Annotated in this window: 22 protein-coding genes and 1 pseudogene; 3 read left to right on the top strand and 20 right to left on the bottom strand. The window is 70.0% G+C overall.

Features of this window, described 5'->3' with window-relative positions; genetic code table 11:
- Positions 1-10 precede the first annotated feature (10 nt).
- The 6 genes from ABN028_RS02710 to rpsB all read right to left on the bottom strand — a co-directional run bounded on the left by ABN028_RS02710 (position 11) and on the right by rpsB (position 5096).
- Positions 11-598 (bottom strand): histidine phosphatase family protein, encoded by a 588-nt coding sequence (locus ABN028_RS02710; protein ID WP_349326306.1) that lies wholly within the window; start codon positions 596-598, stop codon positions 11-13.
- Positions 599-600: 2 nt separating this feature from the next.
- Positions 601-1476, bottom strand: a complete 876-nt coding sequence (locus tag ABN028_RS02705) for a phosphatidate cytidylyltransferase (RefSeq protein WP_349326305.1) — start codon at positions 1474-1476, stop codon at positions 601-603.
- Positions 1477-1586: 110 nt separating this feature from the next.
- Positions 1587-2141: a ribosome recycling factor gene (gene frr, locus ABN028_RS02700; RefSeq protein ID WP_349326640.1), complete on the bottom strand. Its 555-nt coding sequence runs from the start codon at positions 2139-2141 to the stop codon at positions 1587-1589.
- Positions 2142-2258: 117 nt separating this feature from the next.
- The gene (gene pyrH / locus ABN028_RS02695) at positions 2259-3017 is read right to left on the bottom strand and encodes a UMP kinase (RefSeq protein ID WP_349695500.1); all 759 of its coding nucleotides are present in this window, start codon (positions 3015-3017) and stop codon (positions 2259-2261) included.
- 161 nt (positions 3018-3178) lie between these two features.
- Positions 3179-3997 carry a translation elongation factor Ts gene (gene tsf, locus ABN028_RS02690; RefSeq protein ID WP_349326303.1) on the bottom strand — a complete coding sequence of 273 codons (819 nt, stop codon included), beginning with the start codon at positions 3995-3997 and terminating at the stop codon, positions 3179-3181.
- A gap of 118 nt (positions 3998-4115) precedes the next feature.
- The gene (gene rpsB / locus ABN028_RS02685; RefSeq protein ID WP_349695499.1) at positions 4116-5096 is read right to left on the bottom strand and encodes a 30S ribosomal protein S2; all 981 of its coding nucleotides are present in this window, start codon (positions 5094-5096) and stop codon (positions 4116-4118) included.
- Positions 5097-5795: 699 nt separating this feature from the next.
- Between rpsB and ABN028_RS02680 the strand changes: the two genes are divergently transcribed.
- Positions 5796-6590, top strand: coding sequence for a M23 family metallopeptidase (locus ABN028_RS02680; protein ID WP_349695498.1), 795 nt, complete (start codon positions 5796-5798; stop codon positions 6588-6590).
- Between the two features lie 69 nt (positions 6591-6659).
- Here the strand turns inward: ABN028_RS02680 and ABN028_RS02675 are convergent, their stop codons facing one another.
- From ABN028_RS02675 to ABN028_RS02655, 5 genes are all read right to left on the bottom strand, one after another.
- Positions 6660-7850: an aminotransferase class V-fold PLP-dependent enzyme gene (locus ABN028_RS02675; protein ID WP_349695497.1), complete on the bottom strand. Its 1191-nt coding sequence runs from the start codon at positions 7848-7850 to the stop codon at positions 6660-6662.
- Between the two features lie 86 nt (positions 7851-7936).
- The gene (locus tag ABN028_RS02670; RefSeq protein ID WP_349695695.1) at positions 7937-8947 is read right to left on the bottom strand and encodes a tyrosine recombinase XerC; all 1011 of its coding nucleotides are present in this window, start codon (positions 8945-8947) and stop codon (positions 7937-7939) included.
- Positions 8948-9139: 192 nt separating this feature from the next.
- Entirely contained in the window at positions 9140-10363 is a 1224-nt protein-coding gene (gene dprA, locus ABN028_RS02665) for a DNA-processing protein DprA (RefSeq protein ID WP_349695496.1), read from the bottom strand.
- Positions 10360-11946 (bottom strand): YifB family Mg chelatase-like AAA ATPase, encoded by a 1587-nt coding sequence (locus ABN028_RS02660; RefSeq protein WP_349695495.1) that lies wholly within the window; start codon positions 11944-11946, stop codon positions 10360-10362. The genes dprA and ABN028_RS02660 overlap by 4 nt, the downstream gene beginning before the upstream one ends.
- A 1-nt stretch (position 11947) precedes the next feature.
- The gene (locus ABN028_RS02655) at positions 11948-12307 is read right to left on the bottom strand and encodes a YraN family protein (RefSeq protein ID WP_349695494.1); all 360 of its coding nucleotides are present in this window, start codon (positions 12305-12307) and stop codon (positions 11948-11950) included.
- Positions 12308-12505: 198 nt separating this feature from the next.
- On the opposite strand from ABN028_RS02655, the gene ABN028_RS02650 reads away from it, so the two are divergent.
- Complete coding sequence (locus tag ABN028_RS02650) at positions 12506-14212, top strand: thiamine pyrophosphate-dependent enzyme (RefSeq protein ID WP_349695493.1); 1707 nt, start codon at positions 12506-12508, stop codon at positions 14210-14212.
- 25 nt (positions 14213-14237) lie between these two features.
- Entirely contained in the window at positions 14238-15998 is a 1761-nt protein-coding gene (araD, locus tag ABN028_RS02645) for an L-arabinonate dehydratase (protein WP_349695492.1), read from the top strand.
- A 16-nt stretch (positions 15999-16014) separates the two neighbouring features.
- Here the strand turns inward: araD and ABN028_RS02640 are convergent, their stop codons facing one another.
- From ABN028_RS02640 to rpsP, 9 genes and pseudogenes are all read right to left on the bottom strand, one after another.
- Positions 16015-16764, bottom strand: coding sequence for a ribonuclease activity regulator RraA (locus ABN028_RS02640; RefSeq protein ID WP_349695491.1), 750 nt, complete (start codon positions 16762-16764; stop codon positions 16015-16017).
- 12 nt (positions 16765-16776) lie between these two features.
- Positions 16777-17109 (bottom strand): DUF2469 domain-containing protein, encoded by a 333-nt coding sequence (locus ABN028_RS02635; RefSeq protein ID WP_349326293.1) that lies wholly within the window; start codon positions 17107-17109, stop codon positions 16777-16779.
- A 179-nt stretch (positions 17110-17288) separates the two neighbouring features.
- Positions 17289-17930: pseudogene (locus ABN028_RS02630) on the bottom strand (ribonuclease HII); the annotation flags it as partial.
- Between the two features lie 30 nt (positions 17931-17960).
- The gene (lepB, locus tag ABN028_RS02625; protein ID WP_349326292.1) at positions 17961-18845 is read right to left on the bottom strand and encodes a signal peptidase I; all 885 of its coding nucleotides are present in this window, start codon (positions 18843-18845) and stop codon (positions 17961-17963) included.
- 79 nt (positions 18846-18924) lie between these two features.
- A complete protein-coding gene (gene rplS / locus ABN028_RS02620; protein WP_349326291.1) occupies positions 18925-19284 on the bottom strand; it encodes a 50S ribosomal protein L19 in 360 nt (119 codons plus the stop codon).
- 175 nt (positions 19285-19459) lie between these two features.
- On the bottom strand, positions 19460-20248 hold the full coding sequence (gene trmD / locus ABN028_RS02615; RefSeq protein WP_502877536.1) for a tRNA (guanosine(37)-N1)-methyltransferase TrmD: 789 nt from the start codon (positions 20246-20248) through the stop codon (positions 19460-19462).
- A gap of 12 nt (positions 20249-20260) precedes the next feature.
- On the bottom strand, positions 20261-20770 hold the full coding sequence (gene rimM / locus ABN028_RS02610; RefSeq protein WP_349326290.1) for a ribosome maturation factor RimM: 510 nt from the start codon (positions 20768-20770) through the stop codon (positions 20261-20263).
- 33 nt (positions 20771-20803) lie between these two features.
- Positions 20804-21052 (bottom strand): RNA-binding protein, encoded by a 249-nt coding sequence (locus ABN028_RS02605; protein WP_349326289.1) that lies wholly within the window; start codon positions 21050-21052, stop codon positions 20804-20806.
- A 3-nt stretch (positions 21053-21055) separates the two neighbouring features.
- On the bottom strand, positions 21056-21601 hold the full coding sequence (rpsP, locus tag ABN028_RS02600) for a 30S ribosomal protein S16 (protein ID WP_349326288.1): 546 nt from the start codon (positions 21599-21601) through the stop codon (positions 21056-21058).
- Between the last annotated feature and the right edge of the window lie 25 nt (positions 21602-21626).

The raw sequence follows: 21626 nt of genomic DNA, 5'->3' as shown, positions 1-21626 counted from the left end.
CGACCGACCTTCACCCGCTGCCCAGCGCCCACTGGCCCCACTCAGCAACGAGAGTGCCGGTGCCAGTGGTGCGATCGTCGAGTGTGAGTACGCAGTGGTCCGGCATCCGGAGTCGGGTCCAGGCCTCGAAGTCCGGCGGTCGTCCGGTCAGTGCCGAAACGAGGAGCGTCCATGCGGTTCCGTGCCCGACCAGGACCACATCGTCGTCAGGGCAGCTCTCCCGGATCCGACCCACGGCGCCGACCACCCGGTCCGTCGTTGCCCGGCCGGTCTCCCAGTCTGGCAGTGCGGGCCGGTCCAGTTGCTCCATCGACCGGCGGACGATCTGGCGCCACTCATCCGCGCCACGCCACCGCTCGGCCGGGCGGGACATCTCGCGAAGACCATCCACCAGGCCGATGGTCACGTCGGTGAGCGCCCGCGCGGTCTGGAACGCCTTGGGCTCCGGCGAGGAGAACCACTTCGCCGACACCGGAAGAGCAGCCGAACCGCGCAGGTCGGCGATCCCGGTCGCCGCGTCCGGATGCAGCACCCAGCCCGACGCCGGACCGGCATCGGGCACCACGTCTCCATGGCGTACGAGATGGAGGGTGACCATGCTCAGCCCGGAGGGACGAGCAGGGTCAGCACCAGCCAACTCACCAACGCGGTCGGCAGCAGCGAGTCCAACCGGTCCATCACACCGCCGTGTCCGGGCAACAGACTGCCCATGTCCTTGATCCCGAGATCGCGCTTGAGCATCGACTCCACCAGGTCGCCGAGCGTCGCCGTGACGGTCGCGGCCACACCCAGCACCAGCCCTGCCCACCATGAACCGCCGAGCAGGATCACCACCCCTGCCACGCCGACGGCCAGGCAGAACAGCGCCGATCCGATCAGCCCTTCCACGGTCTTGCCGGGGCTGATCTCCGGCGCCAGCTTGTGCCGCCCGAACAACACCCCGGCCACGTAGCCGCCGACATCGCTCGCCACCGCCACCGCCACGAAGATCAACACGCGGAACGGCCCGTCGTCCGGTCGCAGAAGCAGCAGGGCGAACCCGGCCAGGAACGGGACGTAGAGCGCGACGAACACCCCGGCCGTCACGTCGCGGACGAATCCCTCCCGCCCGGCAGGCAACCGTCCGAAGCAGATCGCGAGCGTCGTGAGCCCCAGGGCACCCGCCAGCGCTGGCGTCTGGCCGACGTACGCACCGACCAGCATGCCGACAACGCCGGCCAACAGCGGCACACGCGGGAGCTGCACCCCAGCCGGGCGCAGAGCAAGGGAAAGCTCGATGACGGCAACTCCGACGGCAACCACCACGAAGGCCACGAAGACGGCCTTGACGATGAACAGCGACCCGAGGAAAAGCGCTCCAAGCAGCGCACCCACACCGATCGCCGCCGTGAGGTTGCGGCCGAGTCGGCCGGTACGCCACGACCGCCGCCTCTCGGTGCCTTCTCCCTCAGGCGGTGCGGTCACGATGTCACGCACGGGCGGCTCACGCGGAGGGTGCGTACGGTGCCCGCCGGCGGCTCTGCCGCACCTGTGGCGGGCGCCACGTGGGCCGCTCGCTTCGCCGGCGCCCCCTTGGAGTTAGCCATCTAGACCTCGAGGATCTCTTCTTCCTTGTGCTTGAGCAGGTCATCGATCTGGCTGACGTACTTGCGCGTCGAGGAGTCGAGGTGCTTCTCGCCTCGGGCGACGTCGTCCTCGCCGGCCTCGCCGTCGCGGGACAGTCGGTCGAGCGTCTCCTTCGCGTGCCGGCGGATGTTGCGCACCGCCACCCGGGCCTCCTCGGCCTTGGTCCGGGCGAGCTTGGCGTACTCCTTGCGGCGTTCGGCGGTGAGCTCCGGCAGGGCGATGCGGATCACGGCACCGTCATTGGCCGGATTCACGCCCAGGTCAGAGTCGCGGATCGTCTTCTCGATCCCGGCAAGGGCGTTCTTGTCATACGGCGTGATGACGACGAGTCGCGCCTCGGGGATGTGGAACGACGCCAGCTGCTGGATGGGCGTCGGCGTGCCGTAGTAGTCCGCCTGGAGCTTCGCGAACATCGCCGGGTGCGCACGGCCCGTACGGATCGCGGCGAACTCCTCCTTGGCAAAGTCGACGGCCTTGCCCATCTTCTGTTCCGCGTCGCGGAGAGTCTGGTCGATGGTCACGGTCGCGATCTCCTTGTCCTTGCGTTGTTCGGCCGCCGGCCGGCCGGACCGACCCGCCGCGCGTACGAGCCGATGGTGCTCCGTGGGGCCGTCCGTATTCGAACCGCCCGGTCAGGGGTCAACCGAGACGAGCGTCCCGATCCTCTCACCTCGAACGACGCGGGCGATATTGCCGTCCTGGAGGAGGTTGAAGACGATGATCGGCAACTTGTGTTCCATGCACAAGCTGAACGCCGTCGCGTCGGCGACCCGCAGCCGGCGCCGCAGACATTCGGCGAAGCTGACCTGCTCGAACTTGCGCGCCTCTGGCACCTCCTTCGGGTCGGCGTCGTAGACACCATCGACCGACGTCGCCTTCAGCAGCACTTCGGCATCCACTTCGAGGGCGCGCTGGGCGGCCACCGTATCGGTCGAGAAGTACGGCATGCCCGACCCGGCACCGAATATGACCACCCGGCCCTTCTCGACGTGCCTGATCGCCCGCCGGGGAATGTAGGGCTCGGCGATCTGGCCCATCGTGATCGCCGTCTGTACGCGGGTGTCCACGCCCTGCTTCTCCAGGAAGTCCTGGAGGGCGAGGCAGTTCATGACGGTGCCCAGCATGCCCATGTAGTCGGCCCGGGCACGATCCATGCCGCCCTGCTCGAGCTCTGCGCCCCGGAAGTAGTTGCCGCCTCCGACGACGACCGCCACCTGCACCCCGTCCCGGACCACCTCCGCCACCTGGGCGGCGATGCTCGCCACGACGTCAGGATCCACGCCGAGCTTCCCGCCACCGAACACCTCGCCGGACAACTTGAGGACAACCCGGCGATACGGCATCGGAGTCGTGCCAGGGGCCGGCGAGGCCGGGACCGTTTCGGTCGTCATAGCGCTACTCCCACGACATCAGCCTCCACGACCCCGCCTCCTCCTCCACCGACGTTACGTGGCCATCGGCCGCACGGTGCGTACCGGCCGCCCGAGTGTCGGCATTGTGGTGGTGTCCCGCGCGGAAATTGTGGTGATCCGCGCGATGTGGTCTTTCCGTGCTACTGGCCCACCTCGAAGCGTGCGAAGCGGGTCACGGTGACGCCCGCCTCTGCCAGCGCCTGTCCCACGGTCTTCTGCTGGTCGTGGACCGACGGCTGCTCGACGAGCACCGCGTCCTTGAAGAAACCGTTCACCCGGCCCTCGACGATCCGGGGCAGTGCCTGCTCCGGCTTGCCTTCGTTCCGAGCGGTTTCCTCAGCGATCCGGCGTTCGCTCTCGACAACATCAGCGGGTACGTCATCGCGGGTGACATAGTCCGGACGCATCGCCGCGATCTGCATGGCAGCTGCCTTGGCGGCGTCCTCACCGGTGCCTTCGTACGCCACCAGCACGCCGACCTGCGGCGGCAGGTCGGTCGCCCGCCGATGGAGGTAGACCGCGGTGTTCCCCTCGAATGCCACAACCCGCCCGATGGCGAGCTTCTCGCCGATGACGGCGGCGAGCGCGTCGATCGCCTCGGCCGCGGTCTTGCCGTCTGAGCTCTTCGCGGCGAGGAGCTCGTCGGAGCTGGAGACCTTCGCCGCACTCGCCAGTGCGACAAGATCGTTTCCGAGCGCCTGGAACTGCTCGTTCTTCGCCACGAAGTCGGTTTCGCAGTTGATCTCGAGGAGGGCGCCGTCCTTGGCGACGACGATGCCGTTGCTGGCGGTGCGTTCGGCACCCCGCTTGGCCGCCTTAGCGGCCCCCTTGACGCGGAGTACCTCGACCGCCTTGTCGAAGTCGCCCTCGGCCTCGGTGAGGGCATTCTTGCAGTCCATCATTCCGGCCCCGGTTGCGTCGCGGAGCCGCTTGACGTCGGCCGTGGTGAAGGTGCTCATCTGCTCTGGTGATCGCTCTCTTGGTCAGTGTCGGTGTCAGTTCCTCGTACGCATGGCGCCGAGGGCGGGCGCCCGGTCCGGCGCCGTGGGAAGCTCGCGGCCCGGGCGGGCCAGGGACTCACGCCTGGTTGTCACCGGTGGGTGCGGCCGCGCCGACGTCAGTGCTGGTCGCCTCTGTCGCGTCGGCCGCCGCCTCGGGTGCCGCCTCGCCCGGCTGCGCCGCAGCGCTGTCCGGACTCGCAGCGGCCGGCTGCTCCGCACTGGTCGCGGACGGCTCCGCCGGCGTACCGGCCTCGGCTGCTCCCGCTCCCGCGTCCGCCTCTGACCGGGCGAGCAGCTCGCGCTCCCACTCGGGCAGGGGCTCCTCGACGCCGAGCTCCGCACCGACCTGCGCCTCTTCACCGGCGCCTGCCCGAGCCATGAGCCCGTCGGCCACCGCGTCGGAGACGATCCGGGTGAGCAGGGCGACGGAGCGGATCGCGTCGTCGTTGCCGGGGATCGGGAAGGTCACCTCGTCGGGATCGCAGTTGGTGTCGAGGATCGCGATCACCGGGATGCCGAGCTTCTTCGCCTCGTCAACGGCGAGGTGCTCCTTCTTGGTGTCGACGATCCACACCGCGCTCGGAAGGCGCTGCATCCGGCGGATGCCGCCTCGGGTGCGGTCGAGCTTGTCGCGCTCACGCCGCAGGCCGAGCAGCTCCTTCTTGGTCATGCCGGAGCCGGCTACGTCGTCGAAGTCGATCTCCTCGAGATCCTTCAACCGCTGGGTCCGCTTGTAGGTCGTCTGGAAGTTGGTGAGCATGCCACCGAGCCAGCGCTGGTTGACATACGGCATGCCGACCCGCATCGCCTGCTCGGCGATCGCTTCCTGCGCCTGCTTCTTCGTACCGACGAAGAGGACCGACCCGCCGCGCGCCACGGTGTCCTTGACGAACTGGTACGCCCGGTCGATGTAGGACAGCGACTGCTGCAGGTCGATGATGTAGATGCCGTTGCGCTCAGTGAAGATGTAGCGCTTCATCTTCGGGTTCCAGCGCCGGGTCTGGTGTCCGAAATGTACGCCGCTCTCGAGCAGCTGCCTCATCGTGACGACGGCCATGGCCGCGTGCCTCCTCCGCGTCCTCGACGGGACGCGCTCTCGGTTCCCTTGGCCCGTGACCGAGTGGTCCGGGCCCCTGACGCTCGCGCACACCAAGCCCGTTGGATGCTGTCGACCCGCGGGGACCGAGAGGTGTGCCCGCTTCGCTGGGGAAGCGGAGAGCGAGCGTGCGTAATGTGATGCTGATTGTGCTGTGGGATGTTGCTCCCTCAGATCCCACACCGTGTGTGCCTGCCCGATGTCACATCGTGGCAGAGACGAGGTGCGAGACCCGACGGAAATGCCCGGTGAAGTGTACTCGATGGTCCGGCCGCTTCCTGCCACCCTCATGGTCAGCACATTTTGTCCACAGCAGTCGAATCGGCATCGTCATCCACAGGCATTCCCTGCCCGCCTCCCGCCCACGCCCCCGTCGTCGACGATCAGTGCATGACCAATTCGTACCCGCCGACGCGAACCCGCCGCTCTCTGCTCGCCTCACCCGGCCCACCGCTCACGGCTCGACCGCCTGACGGGCGCGCGCCAGCCGAGTCCTGTGCACGGTCTGAGCACCCTGGGCGGTTCTGGACGCGGCACCGATGGCCCCTTCGGACCGTTCTCGTTCTTCTCGTCATCCTTGTGGGGACCTCCCTCCCTCTGGTCACGGCACACGCCGCACCGGATCGCTGGGGATGGCCTCTGTCACCGCGGCCGGAGGTCGTGGGTGCATTCGACCGACCCGACTCGAGGTGGGGTGCCGGGCACCGCGGCGTGGATCTGCTGGGAGCGGAGGACCAGCAGGTTCGCGCGGCGGGTGCGGGCGTGGTCACCTACGCCGGGCTTCTCGCCGGACGAGGTGTGGTGGCCGTCTCGCACGGTGTCCTGCGGACCACGTACGAACCCGTCGCCGCGGCGGTCGACGTCGGTGCGCGCGTGTCCACCGGGACCGTGCTCGGCACCTTGACCGGAAACCAGAGCCACTGCGCGCCCCGCGTCTGCCTGCACTGGGGTGCCATCCGGGCCGGGGCGTACGTGAACCCGCTCAGCCTGGTCACGCCGTCCACGCCTCGACTGCTACCGCTCGGTGATGCCGGGGCCCCGGTCACCCTGAGAGGGCCCGCCCCGTCGCCCAGCGACCCTGGCCGGGATGCCGGCCCTCGGACGTCCGCACCGGCCACGGCGGTGCCCGTCTGGAGGAGTGCTCAGGCCGATGTCGCGGCCGTGCCAGGCACAGGCGGTGAGGGCCACGGAGACAGTGACACGTCCGTCGATCCGGCAATGCGCAAGCTCTCCGCCGCTGTCAGCACTTTCGCGCCACCGGCCGCGGGAGCCTTGGCTGGCGCCATCGCCGCCGGGGTGGTGGTCCGCCTGAGTCGACAGTCCCGCGGCGGTGGCCCGTCACCGCCCGTCCCACCGCCGTACTGGCCTCCCACATCCGCGTCCCGCCGCGATCCCGGAGGCGGAGGCGTGATCGACCTCGCCACCGTGCGACAACGACTGCGCGGCGCGGCCTAGCCTCCACTCGTCGATCCTGAAAGGCGATCGGGACCTGCGCGACCTCAGGGACTCAGCGACCTCAGGGACTCAGCGGATGAGATCGGACAACCCGACCGCCAGCCGGTCGTACTCGGCGGGCGCGTTGTACACCTGCGCGGACAGCCGGATCCACCCCCGACCCGACCAGCTGACCACCGCCACCTCGGCGCCGATCTTGTCGGCGATGCTGGCGTACAACCGCGCGGCCTGCTCTTCGGTCGCGGCCACGCCGCGGGGCAACGGAACCAGTCGCATGGACATCCGCGGATCGCTGGACACGTCCGCCAGGGACACGCCGAGCGCGGTGGCCAGGGTTTCCTGAGCGTAGGCAACCAGGGTGCTGTTGTGCCGTCGTACGCGGTCCACTCCGAGGTCCTCGAAGAACCGTACGGCGTCGGGGAGCGACAGCCAGGCCGAGTCGTCGGTGGTGCCCTGCTGGTCGAAGGAGGTGGGATAACCCTGCTCGTCGTTCCATGAGATGACGAGCGGGCGGATCGACTCGCGCCAGCGTGGGGCGACCCAGAGCGCGGCGACGCTACGGGCCGCGAACGCCCACTTGTGAAAGTTGCCCACCCAGAAGTCGACACCGAGCGAGTCCAGCCGGACATCCAGCATGCCGGGCGCATGAGCGCCGTCGACAAGCGTCGGGACGTCATGCGACCGCGCCATCTCGGCGATGCCCCCGACCGGAAAGGCGCGTGCCGTGGGCGAGGTCACCTGATCAACGAGTACGAGCCGAGTCCGTGGACCCACGGCCTCCGCCAGCCGTTGCACGACCTCCTCGTCGGATGCCGTCAAGGCGATCTTGACAGATACGACCCGAGCGCCCGCCGCTCGCGCGAACCTCTTGGCGGCAAGTGCGACGGCACCATAGCCATGATCGGTCAGGACGATCTCGTCGCCGGCGCGCAGGCCGAGCCCGGCGAGGACCGTACTCACCCCGGCCGTCGCGTTGGCGACAAGCGCCACAGCCTCGGGCGAGGTCTGGAGAAGGCTCGCGCCCGCCTGCCGCGCGGCGACGATCGACGGCGTCCGAATCGTCCGGAAGTACCGCATGGGGTTGGCGTCCATGAGATCGCGCCACCGGTCCTGCGCCTCGCGCACGGGCCCCGGCACCGCGCCGAACGAACCGTGGTTGAGGTGAGCTCGGTGCGGGTCGAGACTCCAGGATTCCCGCACGCCTGGCCAGTCGGGGCCCCACAGCTCGTTCGAACCTTCTGCTGCCACATCGGCTGTCACGCACGTCGATTCTGCCAGCCCTCGCCGCCCCGCCGAGCCACCGCCCGACCGAACTCGCCGCGGGGCAGCACGCGTTGGGCGTCAGGTCATGCCCGTGGATGTGCTTGGGCGTAGACCTGGCGCAGTCGTTCGGCGGAGACGTGGGTGTAGATCTGTGTGGTGGCGAGCGACGCGTGCCCGAGCAGCTCCTGGACGCTCCTGAGGTCCGCGCCGCCTTCGAGCACGTGCGTGGCGGCCGTGTGCCGGAGGCCGTGCGGCCCGAGGTCGGGGGCGTCGGGGACGTCGGCGAGCCGTTGATGGACGAGCCTGCGCACCGCGCGCTGATCCATCCGGCCTCCTCGGGCTCCCAGGAACAGCGCGGCACCACTTGCCGGTCGAGCCAGCGCCGGCCGGGCCCGACCGAGGTAGTCGGCAAGGGCCGTTGCCGCGGGCACACCGAACGGTACGGACCGCTGCTTGTTGCCCTTGCCCAGGACGCGAACAACCCGCCTCTCGTCGTCGACGTCGTCGACGTCCAGGCCCACGAGCTCTCCCACTCTCACGCCGGTGGCGTACAGCAGTTCCAGGATGGCGCGATCTCGACAACCGACCGGGCTGCCGTCGTCGCTGGCCACGGCGGCGAGTTCGAGCAGCCGGGTCGCCTCCTCCCGGCGAAGAACGCCCGGCAGCTTCCTGTGCGGCTTCGGAGTACCCAGAAGTACGCCGGGATCCGTGGAGATGGTCCCACGCCGGTGTGCCCACGCCGTGAAGGTGCGGATCGCCGCCGCTCGGCGGGCGAGGGTCGTGCGAGCACGCCCGGACGCCTGCATCTCTGCTAGCCAGCCGCGCAGGTCCCGAATGTCCAACCCTTCGAGCTCAGACGGTGCCGGGTCCGGCGGACCATCCGGCCGGGCCTCGGCCGCGTCGGCCGCCGTGTGACCCGCAGGTGCGTCCTCGGGCGTCGCAAGGTGCTCCAGCAGGCTCTGGACGTCGCCGAGGTAGGCACGAATCGTGTGCCGGGATGCCCCGCGCTCCACGGACAGGTGGCGCTCGAACTCCACGAGGAGTGCGCGCCCGGCAGCGGAGAGCGCACCGCCATCCGCAGTGCCGGATCCCACGTCGCCGGATCCCACCTTGCCGGATCCCACCTTGCCGGATTCGAGGTTGTCGGATTCGAGGTTGTGGGATTCGAGGTTGTGGGATTCGAGGTTGTCGGATTCGAGGTTCGCGCCGGCCACATCCCGACGGTGGCCCATCGTCTCCGTGAACGCAAGCCGCCACCCTTTCGACGGATGCCCGCACCCGGTCCATCAGAGGCTGTCCCGACCCGCAGTCGACGGATGGCGGCGATTGGCACGCTCACGTGCCGAAAGCCGCCAGCCGTTGCCCTGTCGCTCGACGTATCCGACCAGGAGGAGCTCCCCCAGCGTGCCGAGCACCTCGTCGGGCGGGATCCCCGCCGCGGACGAGATTCCCGCAACGCCGCCCGCGCGGATGACCGGCACCGCCTCGAGAACCTGCCGTGCGCGGGCGTCGAGGTCGTCGCGGGGGCGTCGTTCCCCGAGCTTGGCAGGGGCGAGGTTCTCCCCTATCCGGCTGATCTGCTCAACGACCTCGTCGGTATCGGTGACGAGGGTCGCGATGCCGTCGCGGAGCAGCCGGTGTACGCCAGCCGAGGTCATCGACGTCACCGGTCCGGGTACGCCCATGACCTCTCGATGGCACCGCTCGGCCCAGGCTGCGGTGTTGAGAGCACCGCTGCGCAGGGCAGCCTCCACGACCAGCGTGCCCTGCGTAAGCGCGGCAATCAGCCGGTTGCGGATCAGGAACCGCGGCCTGCGCGGAGTGGACCCCGGTGGTACCTCGCTGACGATGAGGCCCTCTTCGGCGATCCAACCAAGGAGCTGTTGGTGGGCTCGTGGGTAGGCGACGTCGACTCCCGACGCCAGGACAGCCACTGTCACCCCTCCGCCCGCCAACGCGCCCCGGTGGGCGGCGGCATCGATGCCGAAGGCCGCACCCGAGACGACCGTGATGCCGCGATCGGCGAGGCCAGCCCCCAGCTCGCCCGCGATGTACTGGCCGTATTCGCTGGCAGCGCGCGCACCCACCACAGCACACGACCGTGCGGTCACCAGTCTCAGATCCGCCTGCCCTCGCACCCAGAGGGCCAGTGGTACCCCACCGCGACGCTCGATCGCCCCGGCCGACGCCAGCACGTCGAGCGCTTCGGTCCACTCGTCCTCTCCGGGACACACCAGGCGCGCGCCGATGCGAGCAGCCTGGTCGAGGTCGCGCGCCGGGGAACTCGTCGCGAGCCTCGTCTGGTAGTCACCGAGCGCCCGCCCGGGAAACTGCCCGGACTCAATCGCCTGGACGGTCGCTTCGGCGCCGTGCTCACCGACGAACCGGGCAAGGACGAGATCACCCGGCTCGCCCATCGTCGTCAGAGCAGCGCACGCGAGCCGCTCGGCATCGGAGACGGCGCGACTCGGCTGAGCACCTGCCACCGCGTCCATCAGCTCCTCGCTCATCCTGCCCGCCTCCGCGTCTGGATGGGTTCGTGGCCGAGCCGCATCGTCAGGGCCGCGAACGTGTCGTGCCGGGACGGTCGGTCACGACTCGCAAGGTCGGCAAGTGTCCACGCGATCCGAAGGACCCGGTCTGCACCGCGGGCGGTCAACCAGCCGGCGGACAGGTGGCGCTCCAGCGCGGGCAGCGCCGACGGCTCGGGCGGCCAGCGTCTGCGTAGCTCATAGCCGGGGACGTGGGCATTGAGTGACCACGGCAGTCCGGCATAGCGGTCGGCCTGGCGTTCCCGCGCCGACCGGACCCTGGCGGCGACGACCTCGGTCGACTCGACCAGCTGCTGGTCGGCCCGCATCTCCGCCCGCGAGACTGGCTCCACCAGTTGGAGGAGGTCGATCCGGTCCCGGATCGGGCCCGACAGTCGATGCTGGTAGCGGGTGCGGGCCTGGGAACTGCACGTGCAGTAGACCCCCTGGCCGTACGCACGACCGCAGGGGCACGGGTTCGCCGCGAGCACCAGCTGGAACCGTGCCGGTAGCCGCGCCGTTCCCGCCGAGCGGGCGATCACCACCTCGCCGTGCTCCAGTGGCTGGCGGAGCGAATCGAGCACGCTGGGCCGGAACTCCGGTGCCTCGTCGAGGAAGAGGATGCCGCGATGAGCGAGCGAGACGGCGCCTGGTCGGGCGACTCGCGCACCGCCACCCACGATCGCCGGCAGCGAAGCGGAGTGGTGCGGATCGCAGAAGGGCGGCCGGACGATCAGCGGCGCGTCGGCGGGTAGGAGTCCCGCGACCGAATGGATCGCCGTCACCTCGAGCGCGGCGACCAGCGGCAGATCCGGGAGCAGGGCGGGCATGCGTTCGGCGAGCATGGTCTTGCCCGCACCGGGTGGGCCCGACATGAACAGATGATGACCACCCGCCGCGGCCACCTCGACCGCGCGCCGTGCGGCGGCCTGGCCCAGCACCTCGGCAAGATCGAGCCCGTCGAGGCGGTCCGGGCGGCGGAGCCCGCCGTGTTCGTCCACGGCCGCGGCTTCGGCGGCAGAAACGTCGGCAGGCTCGTCCGGAATCTCGTCGCCGCGGAGCAGGGCCACGACCTGACGCAGCGACCGGACCCCGAAGACCTCGGCGTCCTGGACCAGTTTCGCTTCGCCGACGTTGGGTTCCGGGACGACGAACCGCCGCCAGCCCACCGCCGAGGCGGCGATCACGGACGGCAGGGTGCCGCGGACCGGCTTGACCCGCCCGTCGAGCCCGAGCTCACCCAGGATGATCACCGGATCCAACGCCGTCTGAGGGATGACGTCCGCGGCACCGAGCACCGCCAAGGCGATAGCCATGTCGAAGTGGGCGCCGGCCTTGGGGAGAGTGGCCGGTGACAACGCCACGGTCAGTTTCCGCTGCGGCCAGTCCTGATCGGAGTTGGTGACCGCGGCCCGGACGCGTGAGCGCGCCTCGGCCAGGGCCGTGTCGGGCAGGCCGACCAGCCCGAAGCCCGGCAGGCCGTTGCCGATGTGCGCCTCCACCTCGACGACGTGCCCTTCCACGCCGGTCAGCGCCACCGAACGCGTACGCGCGAGGGCCATCTCAGTCCACTCCGCGTACGTGCTCGATGACGGCCGGGCTAGCGTCGCTCCGCAGCACACCCACGACGTCGATGCGGACGCCGCCGCTGCGGGCCTGCGGGTGACTGGCCAGCCATCGCCCGGCAAGCCGGCGGAGCCTCGCCGCCTTCTCCCAGGTGACGCCTTCCAGCGGTGTCCCGAAACCTAGCCCGGAGCGGGTCTTGACCTCGCAGACGACCAGGACCGCGCCGTCGAGGGCCACGATGTCGATCTCTCCCAGATCGCAGCGCCAGTTGCGCTCCAGGACGACGAATCCGGCCTCCTCCAGATGCTGGACGGCCAGGTCCTCTCCCTCGCGCCCGATCACATTCTTCGCGTGCACCGGCGTTCACCTCCTGGGAACACCCTGGCGCCGGAGGTGGGAGCGGCCGGCGCGGGCGGCGACCGCTGTGGAAAAGCACGCCGATCTGCCGACTGTGGACAAAACGTGGCAGCGATGGCGTCGTCGGGCACCGGTGAGGTACGAAGGAGGCCAGGCATCCACGCCAGTCGAGCGAACCCTCCGGGAGTCCACGCCGAAATGTCACAGAACGTCGCGAGGACCGTGGTACGGCTTCTCGCCGACGCCGGCGTACGCACCGCCTACACCGTCCCAGGCGAGTCCTTCCTCTCCCTGCTCGACGAACTCGACGCCGAACCCCGCATCAGGCTGGTCTCCACCCGGCACGAGAGCGGTGCGGCGTTCATGGCGGAGGCCGAGGGCAAGCTGACCGGGCGGCCCACCCTCGCCCTGGCAAGCCGGGGACCTGGCGCCACGAACCTCGCGATCGGCATCCACACCGCCCACCAGGACCAGACGCCGGTGATCGCGATCCTCGGCCAGGTCGAGTCGGACGTCCGGGCGAGCGAAGGCCGCGAGGGTTTCCAGGAGGTCGACCTCGCGGCTCTCTACGCGCCCCTCACCGTCTGGTCGCACGAGCCCTCCCGGCCCGCCGACGTCCCGCGGGCGACCGCCGAGGCCCTCACCCGCATGTACGCACCTCGCGTCGGCCCGGTGGCGCTCAGCGTTCCGGCCGACTTCTGGGCCGAGGCGTACGACGGCGACCCCTCGAAGCCCACCGCTCCCGCGCCCTCGACGCCTGAGGCGCTCGCGGCCGCCACCCAGGATCTCGCCGCGATGATCGCCACGGCGAAGCGCCCGGTCGCGATCGCCGGCCCAGGAGACCGCGTGGGCCGAGAGTCGCTCCGCCGGGCCTCGGAACGCTTCGGTTTCGGCGTCTACGTCGCGTTCCGCCGGCAGGACGCGTTCAGTGAGGACCACCCGCACTTCCTCGGCCACCTCGGCCTGGGGACCACGCCGGCCGTTCTGGAAGCGCTGGACGCTGCCGACCTGGTGATGGTCCTCGGCACCCGGCTCGACGCGATCACCTCGCAGGAGTTCCGCTATCCCCTGCCCGGCCAGCGGCTGGTGATACTCGGTCGCGGCCTCCCCGAACACCAGCCCGCGTCCGGGACCGTACGCCTCGACGCCGACCCGCAAGCTGTCCTTGACGCTCTGGCCGGCGACGCCGGACACGAGCCAGGCGGCACGGACTGGCACGGCCCGCACCAGTCGGCGCTGGACTTCTCCCACCACGCCGCGAGGGTCGGCAGCCGACCCGAGGCCGTCACCGCCACCCGACCCGACGCCGACGCCGGCGCCGGAGGCATCCATCCCGCCGACGTGATCACCACGCTGCGCCGGATCGCTCCGCCCGATGTGATCCTGACGAACGACGCCGGCAACTTCTCCGGCTTCTTCCACCGTTACTGGCGTTTCCAGACCAGCCACCGGCTGCTCGGCCCGTGCAACGGCGCGATGGGCTACGCCGTCCCCGCTGCCGTGGCTGCCAAGCTGGCGGCACCGGACCGTACTGTCGTGGCGCTCGTCGGCGACGGCGGGATCCTGATGACGGGGCAGGAGATCGAGACCGCCGTACGCCATGGCGCGCCGATCGTGGTGCTTGCGTTCTCCAACCGGATGTACGGCACGATCGCCATGCACCAGGCCCGGGCGCAGGGCCGCCTTGCCGGAATCGAGATCGGCGCTCTCGACCTTGCCCGTTGGGCCGAGGGCCTCGGCGCACAAGGATTCGTCCTCGACGATCCCACTGCGATCGAGGACACCCTCCGCGCGGCGCTGGCGAGCGGCCGGCCGTGTGTGGTCGACATTCGCACCGACCCTGACGTCATCGCGCCCGAACGCCTCCTCTCCCACCTGCTCGACCCCGGCCAGGGCCGGGCCTGAGACCCGTACGTAAGGAGATCCCCCCTTGTCCAGCGATCGACCCGAGTCCAGCGATCGACCTGGGCCCCGTAAGCGTCCCGACGAGCTCCGCAGCCATGCGTGGTACGGCGACCCGGGCCTGCGCGCCTTCGGCCACCGGTCCCGCACCCGGCAGATGGGCATCGCCGCCGAGGAGCATCTCGGCAAGCCCGTCATCGGCGTCGTCAACACGTGGAGCGAGATCAACCCGTGCCACATCCACCTACGCCAACGCGCCGAGGAGGTCAAGCGCGGCGTGTGGCAGGCGGGCGGTTACCCGGTCGAGCTGCCGGCGATCTCCCTGTCTGAGCCGTTCCAGAAGCCGAGCACGATGCTCTACCGCAACCTGCTGGCGATGGAGACCGAGGAGCTGCTGCGTTCGTACCCCATCGACGGCGCGGTCCTGCTGGGTGGCTGTGACAAGACGACGCCCGCCCTGCTCATGGGTGCGGTCAGCATGGACGTCCCCGCGATCTACGTCCCCGCCGGACCGATGCTGCGCGGCAACTGGCGCGGGAGTGTGCTGGGCAGCGGCAGCGACGTGTGGAAGTACTGGGCGGAGAAGCGGGCCGGCACCATCACCGACGAGGACTGGGCCGAGATCGAGGAGGGCATCGCACGCTCGCCCGGCCACTGCATGACGATGGGTACGGCGTCGACGATGACCTCGGCGGCCGAGGCGCTCGGCATGACGCTGCCGGGCGCGGCGTCGATCCCCGCGGCCGACTCGGCGCACTCGCGCATGGCCGCCGCCACCGGCCGGCAGATCGTGGAGATGGTGTGGAACGACCGGCGGCCGTCCCACATCCTCGACCGGCGCGCCTACCTCGACGCGATCACCGCCGTCCTCGCGCTCGGAGGGTCGACCAACGCCGCCATCCACCTGGTCGCGATGGCGGGTCGGAGCAAGGTGAAGCTGACACTGGACGACTTCGACGCACTGTCGCGGAAGATCCCGGTGCTGGCGAACATCCGCCCGACCGGTGCGTACCTCATGGAGGACTTCTACTACGCCGGCGGGCTGCGCGCGCTCCTCGCCCAGGTGCGTGACAACCTGCACCTGGACCGGCTCACCGTGACCGGTCATACGTTCGGCGAGGTGATCTCGGGCGCGGAAGTTCACGACGCCGACGTGATCCGCCCGTTGGACAAGCCGGTGTGGGCCGAGGGCGGGCTGGCGGTACTCCGCGGCAACCTCGCGCCGGGTGGTGCGGTCATCAAGCACGCGGCCGCCGACCCGCGCTTCCACCGGCACACGGGGCCGGCGGTGGTCTTCGAGAACTACCAGGACCTGCAGCAACGCATCAACGACGAGTCGCTGCCGATCACGCCCGACACCGTGCTGGTCCTGCGCGGTACCGGACCCAAGGGCGGGCCGGGCATGCCGGAGTACGGCATGCTCCCCATCCCCGACCGGCTGCTGAAACAGGGCGTCCGCGACATGCTGCGGATCTCCGACGCCCGGATGAGCGGCACGAGCTACGGCGCGTGTGTCCTGCACGTGTCGCCCGAGTCCCATGTGGGCGGGCCGCTCGCACTGATCCGGGACGGTGACCTCGTGACGCTGGACGTGGCCGCCCGGCAGCTCTCCGTCGACCTGTCAGAGGAGGAGTTGGCCCGGCGGAGGGCGGAGTGGACCCCGCCGGTCGAGGCGTACGGCCGGGGCTACGGCGCGCTCTACCTCGACCACATCACCCAGGCCGAGGAGGGCTGCGACTTCGACTTTCTCGCCCGGGAGGGCACGGTAGCCGAGCCGGAGAGCCGCTGAGGACCCGCACCCGTCGTCACAGCTGGACGGGCGGGGGATTCCGTTCGGCCCAGGCGGCGTAGCGGGCGCGGGTTTCGGTGTTGGGCGGATAGACGCCAGGCAGGGCAGCCCCCGCGGCGATCTCGGCCTCGATGAACTCCTCGAGGTGTTCCTGCGCCACCGCGTCCCGAGCCACCTCGGCGGCCAGGTCCCGTGGAACGCACACGACGCCCTCCGCGTCGCCCACCATGACATCTCCCGGATAGACCGGCACCTCCGCGCAGCCGATCGGCACCTGGAAGTCGACGGCATGGTGCAGCGCGAGGTTGGCGGTCGCGGAGACGCCGGCGGCATAGGCGGGAAGTCCCAGGTCGGCGAAGCTTGGCGAGTCGCGTACGGACCCGTCGGTGACCACACCGGCGGCGCCCCGGCGAAGGAGACGCGTGCCGAGAATGCCGCCCATCGACGCGGCCCGACTCTGCCCCCGACAGTCCATGACGAGGACCTGGCCGGGACTCACCGACTCGACCGCCTGGCGCTGGGGGTGCTCCGGATCCTGGAACACGCTCAGCACGTCGATGTCCTCCCGCGCCGGGATGTACCGCAGCGTGAACGCGGTGCCGACCATCCGTGGCGCCGACGCGTTGAGGGGACGCAGGCCCGGCAGGAACGTGTTGCGCAGCCCGCGGGCCATCAGCTGGGTGGTCAACGTCGCGGTCGAGACCGCCCGCAACCCGGCGATGATGTCGGCGGGGAGCGGCTCGTCGGCCACGGCTCGGTCACCCATTCATGGTCCGCATCAGCGGCTTCCGAACGGGCCGCTGTCGTCCTTCGGGAGCTCCAGGTCGCTCTTGGCGAGCTCCTCGACGTTGACGTCCTTGAACGTCACGACCTTGACGTTCTTCACGAACCGGGCGGGACGGTACATGTCCCACACCCAGGCGTCGGACATGGTGACCTCGAAGTAGGTCTCGCCGCCCTCGCTGCGCACCTTGAGATCGACATGGTTGGCGAGATAGAACCGCCGGTCGGTCTCGACGACGTACTTGAAGATGCTCACGACGTCGCGGTATTCGCGGTAGAGCTGCAGCTCCATCTCGGTTTCGTACTTCTCGAGGTCCTCAGCGCTCATCGCTCGCGCTCCCCTCCCCGATGCAGGCTCCCCGCGGTCACAGTCACCAGGTCCTCGTCGTGTGTAGGCGGCTCCGCGATCCCTCCGCGGGATCCGCTGCCGGGGTCGTCGCTGACCCCCGGGCCATTCTCACCCATCTCGCCGACAACAGCGGTGTCCGGTGCCTCCCCGGCGGCGACGGCCGCCCGCATCACATTCACCCAGCGCATCCGGTGCTCCGGACACGCTCCGTAGCGCTCAAGTGCTTCCTGGTGATCGGTCGTGCAGTAACCCTTGTGGGTGGCGAAACCGTATGCCGGATAGCGGTTGTGCAGCTTCCGCATGAGCCGGTCCCGGGTGACCTTGGCGATCACCGAGGCGGCTGCGATACACGCGACCACCCGGTCACCTTTCCACACCGCGAGGCCCGGCGCACCCAGCCCGTCCACCGGAAAACCGTCGGTCAGCACGTACGCCGGCCGCGTGTCGAGCTGGAACAACGCCCGGCGCAATGCCTCGATATTCACCCGATGCATCCCAAGTCGGTCACATTCGCCAGGGGGTACGACGACCACGGACCACGCCAGTGCGCGGCGGGTGACCTGGGCGTAGCACCGCTCCCGGGCACGCTCCGTCAGCAGCTTGGAATCGGCAAGGCCGGGTACCTCGCCTCGCCGACCCGCCGGAAGGATCGCCGCTGCGGCCACCAGCGGCCCCGCACAGGCGCCACGCCCCGCCTCGTCGACTCCCGCGACGGGAGCCATGTCGGCACGCCCCAGCGCCCGCTCATATGCGTACAGGCCCGAGTCCCGGCGGACCACGACGCGACGGGAAGGGGCCATAGGGCCATTGTGACCTGTGGGGGCCACCGGTCAGGAGGTGCCCTGACGGCGGCGCCGGACCAGTCGTCGTAGGCCGGCCAGCGGGAACACGACACCCGCCGCGGCGACCAGGGGCGCCGCGCCGGCCGCGACGCCGGCGGCGAGACCGGCCTCGGCGTAGGCGGGTGGCCGGGTCAGGCCGGCGAGCCGGTCGATGGGCCAGACGACCACGAACGCCCGGCCGAGCACATGGTCGGTCGGGATCGTCCCGTTGCCCGGGTCGCTGAGGTGGGAACGGGAGTCGGCGGACGCGGACCGGTGGTCACCCATCACCCAGACCCGGTTGGGCGGCACCTGGATGTCGAAGGGCGTCGCCGACGGCGTGTCACCGCGGAAGAGATAGCCGGACTCCTCGAGAGGCTTGCCGTTGACCGTGAGGCGCTTCTGTGCGTCACAGCACTGCACCCGGTCCCCTGGAAGGCCGATGACCCGCTTGATGAAGTCCTTCTCCCCCACCGTGGCGAACCCGAACAGTTCGCCCACCTTGCGGAGAAACCCGTCCACCGGTCCGCTCGGCGGGGCGATGACGATCTCGCTCTCCCACGAGTCGGCGCCGTTGAAGACGATCACGTCGCCGCGCTGGATCTCGCCCAGCCGGTAGGCGAGCTTGTTGACGAGCACGCGGTCCCCGGGGACCAGCGTCTCCTCCATCGACTCCGAGGGGATGTAGAACGCCTGGATGAGGAACGTCTTGATCAGGAGAGCGAGGCCGAGGGCGAGGATGACGAGCACGGGCAACTCGCGCCAGAACGACCGTTCCTGTGCGCGCCGGCCCTGCTCGCCGCGCTGGCCGCCGGTCCTGCCGCCGCCGTCGCGACTGCCGTCGGCCGTGCGTTCGGCAACCTCGCGCCGGTCGGACTCATCCTTGGACCGCACCGTCCGCGCCCTCCCCGAGATCGACTCGCGACCAGTCGCGATCTCCCGTGTTCACCGCGTCGAGCCTAGACGACGAGGATCAGCGGCCGGGCGCTGACTCGCGCTTCTCCTTGATCTTGGCCGCCTTGCCGCGAAGGCCGCGGACGTAGTAGAGCTTGGCCCGCCGGACGTCACCCCGCGTCGCGACCTCGATCTTGTCGATGACCGGTGTGTGCACCGGGAAGGTCCGCTCGACGCCGACGCCGAAGCTGACCTTGCGGACGGTGAAGGTCGCCTTGATGCCGGCGCCACTGCGCCTGATGCAGACGCCCTGGAACACCTGGATCCGGGAACGGTTGCCCTCGACGACCCGCACGTGAACCTTGAGCGTGTCGCCGGCCTGGAATGCTGGTACGTCGGTACGCAGGGATGGGGCGTCGACGGCCTCGAGCGAAGTCATGATCTTCTCCTTGTGGTGCCACAGGTCACCACCGGTGGCGGTGGGCAACTCATCGAACGGGGGACAGAAAAGTCCCGAAGCGCCTCCCCTGCGGCAGAAGCGCAACCGGCCGCCGCGGCAAGATCCGCGCGGCGCCAACGGCCAAGTCTGGCATATGAGCCTCGGCGGTGCCGAATCACCCTGGCGACCAGCCTTCGGCGGCAAGGACTTCGCGATCACGGTCGTCGAGAGCATCGCCGGCCACAAGCCTGTCGATCAGGTCGGGCCGGCGGCGGAGAGTACGCCGCAGGGACTGGTCGCGCCGCCAGCGCGCGATCCGACCGTGGTGACCGGACAGCAGCACCTCCGGGACCTCGCGGCCCTCCCAACGTGCCGGTTTGGTGTAGACGGGGTATTCCAGCAACCCGGCCCACGCCCCGCTCGCGTGAGACTCCTCGACCAGGGACTCCGGGTTGCCGATCACCCCGGGCACCAACCGCGCCACGGCCTCGACGATCACCAGGACGGCGACCTCGCCGCCGGCCAGCACGTAGTCGCCGAGCGAGACCTCCTCGACACCCATCCTGGTGGCGGCGTGGTCGAGGACCCGCTGGTCGATTCCTTCGTACCGTCCGCAGGCGAAGAGCAACCAGGGCTCGGTGGCGAACTCCGCGGCGAGCGCCTGCGTGAACGGCCGACCACCCGGGGTCGGCACCACCAGCCTTGGCTGCGGGGCATCGGCCGGAGCAAGCGAGTCGAGCGCCTCGCCCCACGGCTCGGGCCGCATCACCATGCCGGCGCCACCGCCGGTGGGGGTGTCGTCGACGGTGCGGTGGCGGTCGTGCGTCCAGTCCCGCAGGTCGTGCACGCGCAGGTCGATGAGGCCCGCCTCAACCGCCTTGCCGACGAGCGAGAGCCGCAGCGGGGCGAGATAGTCCGGGAAGATCGAGACGATGTCGAGCCGCATCCGGGACCTCCCGTCCATTCCGGCTCCCGTTCATTCCGGCTCGGGGCCGATCAGCCCTTCCGGCGGGTCGATGGTGACGGTCCCGGCGTCGACGTCGACCTCGGGGACGATCGCCGCCACGAACGGCACCAGGATCTCGCGGCCGTCGTCCGTACGCACCGCGAGAACGTCCTGCATCTGCAGGTGGAGCACCTCGGCCACCTCGCCCACGTGTTCTCCACCCACCGTGGCGACTCGGAGCCCCACCAGCTGGTGGTCGTAGAACTCGTCCGGGTCGTCCAGCTGTTCGTCGTCGGGTACGTCGACGACGAGCAGGACACCGCGCAACTGCTCGGCCGCCGTCCGGTCCTCGACACCCTCGAACGCCACCAGCAAACGGGCGCCGTGCCATCGCAGGGACTCGATCCGCACGACACCACGATCGGTCGCGAACTCCGCCCCGACGGTGAACCGCAGCTCCGGTTGGTCGCTGCGGACATCGACGGCGACCTCACCACGGATCCCGTGAGCACGACCTACCCGGCCGACGACGATCTCCATCGATGCCGCCTTGCGCTCCCCCGCTCCGCCGCCCTAGCGGCCGGAGCGCTCGCCGACCTCGACGAAGTCGATGCGCGGAGCGCGTCCCTTGTCGAGGGCGCCGATGACGGTACGGATGGCAAGGGCGGTGCGGCCCCGGCGACCGATCACCCGACCGAAGTCGTCGGGGTGCACCCGCACTTCGTAGGTGCGGCCACGCCGGAGCTCACGAGTCGACACCCGGACCTCGTCCGGGTGAGCGACGATGCCGCGAACCACGTGCTCGAGCGCTTCGGCGAGCACGGATCAGGCCCCGCTCTCGCCCTGGGCCGCCTCGGCTTTGTCCTCGGCCTTCGCGTCAGCCTTGTCCTCAGGCTTCGCCTCAGCTGTGTCCGCAGCCTTCGCTGTCTTCTTGGCAGGCTTCTTCTCGGCCTTGCCGGCCTCGTCGGCGGAGTCCTTCGACTTGCTGCGGGCCTTCTTCTGGCTCACCGCTTCGGTCGCCGGCTCGGAGTGGGCGTCGCGGAGGGCCTCGTCGAACAGCGTCCGCTTGTCGGCCTTCGTCGGGGGCACCTGCAGCGGCTCGGCCGGAGGCGGCTCGCCCTTGAACTTCTGCCAGTCGCCGGTGCGCTTGAGGATCGCGACCACCGGCTCACTCGGCTGAGCCCCCACCGACAGCCAGTACTGCGCGCGCTCGGAGTCGACCTCGATGAAGCTCGGGTTGGTCTTGGGGTGGTACTTGCCGATCTGCTCGATCGTCTTGCCGTCCCGCTTGGTGCGCGAGTCGGCGACGACGATCCGGTAGTAGGGCGCACGGATCTTGCCCATGCGCTTCAGCCTGATCTTGACGGCCACGAGTGTGGTGTCTCCCTGTGTGGAT

The sequence above is a fragment of the Actinopolymorpha sp. B17G11 genome, assembly GCF_040196095.1.
Lineage (GTDB): Bacteria > Actinomycetota > Actinomycetes > Propionibacteriales > Actinopolymorphaceae > Thermasporomyces.
The sequence above is the reverse complement of the archived record's forward strand: the minus strand, read 5'-3'. Positions and strand labels throughout refer to the sequence as shown.

What these genes read in the sequence shown, in the direction of transcription:
- rplS (WP_349326291.1), bottom strand. Translation starts at nt 19,284, where the DNA reads ATGACTTCGCTCGAGGCCGTCGACGCCCCATCCCTGCGTACCGACGTA.
- dprA (WP_349695496.1), bottom strand. Translation starts at nt 10,363, where the DNA reads ATGAGCGAGGAGCTGATGGACGCGGTGGCAGGTGCTCAGCCGAGTCGC.
- ABN028_RS02650 (WP_349695493.1), top strand. Translation starts at nt 12,506, where the DNA reads ATGTCACAGAACGTCGCGAGGACCGTGGTACGGCTTCTCGCCGACGCC.
- tsf (WP_349326303.1), bottom strand. Translation starts at nt 3,997, where the DNA reads ATGAGCACCTTCACCACGGCCGACGTCAAGCGGCTCCGCGACGCAACC.
- ABN028_RS02660 (WP_349695495.1), bottom strand. Translation starts at nt 11,946, where the DNA reads ATGGCCCTCGCGCGTACGCGTTCGGTGGCGCTGACCGGCGTGGAAGGG.
- ABN028_RS02710 (WP_349326306.1), bottom strand. Translation starts at nt 598, where the DNA reads ATGGTCACCCTCCATCTCGTACGCCATGGAGACGTGGTGCCCGATGCC.
- rpsB (WP_349695499.1), bottom strand. Translation starts at nt 5,096, where the DNA reads ATGGCCGTCGTCACGATGAGGCAGCTGCTCGAGAGCGGCGTACATTTC.
- ABN028_RS02640 (WP_349695491.1), bottom strand. Translation starts at nt 16,764, where the DNA reads ATGGGTGACCGAGCCGTGGCCGACGAGCCGCTCCCCGCCGACATCATC.
- rimM (WP_349326290.1), bottom strand. Translation starts at nt 20,770, where the DNA reads ATGGAGATCGTCGTCGGCCGGGTAGGTCGTGCTCACGGGATCCGTGGT.
- pyrH (WP_349695500.1), bottom strand. Translation starts at nt 3,017, where the DNA reads ATGACGACCGAAACGGTCCCGGCCTCGCCGGCCCCTGGCACGACTCCG.
- ABN028_RS02635 (WP_349326293.1), bottom strand. Translation starts at nt 17,109, where the DNA reads ATGAGCGCTGAGGACCTCGAGAAGTACGAAACCGAGATGGAGCTGCAG.
- trmD (WP_502877536.1), bottom strand. Translation starts at nt 20,248, where the DNA reads ATGGACGGGAGGTCCCGGATGCGGCTCGACATCGTCTCGATCTTCCCG.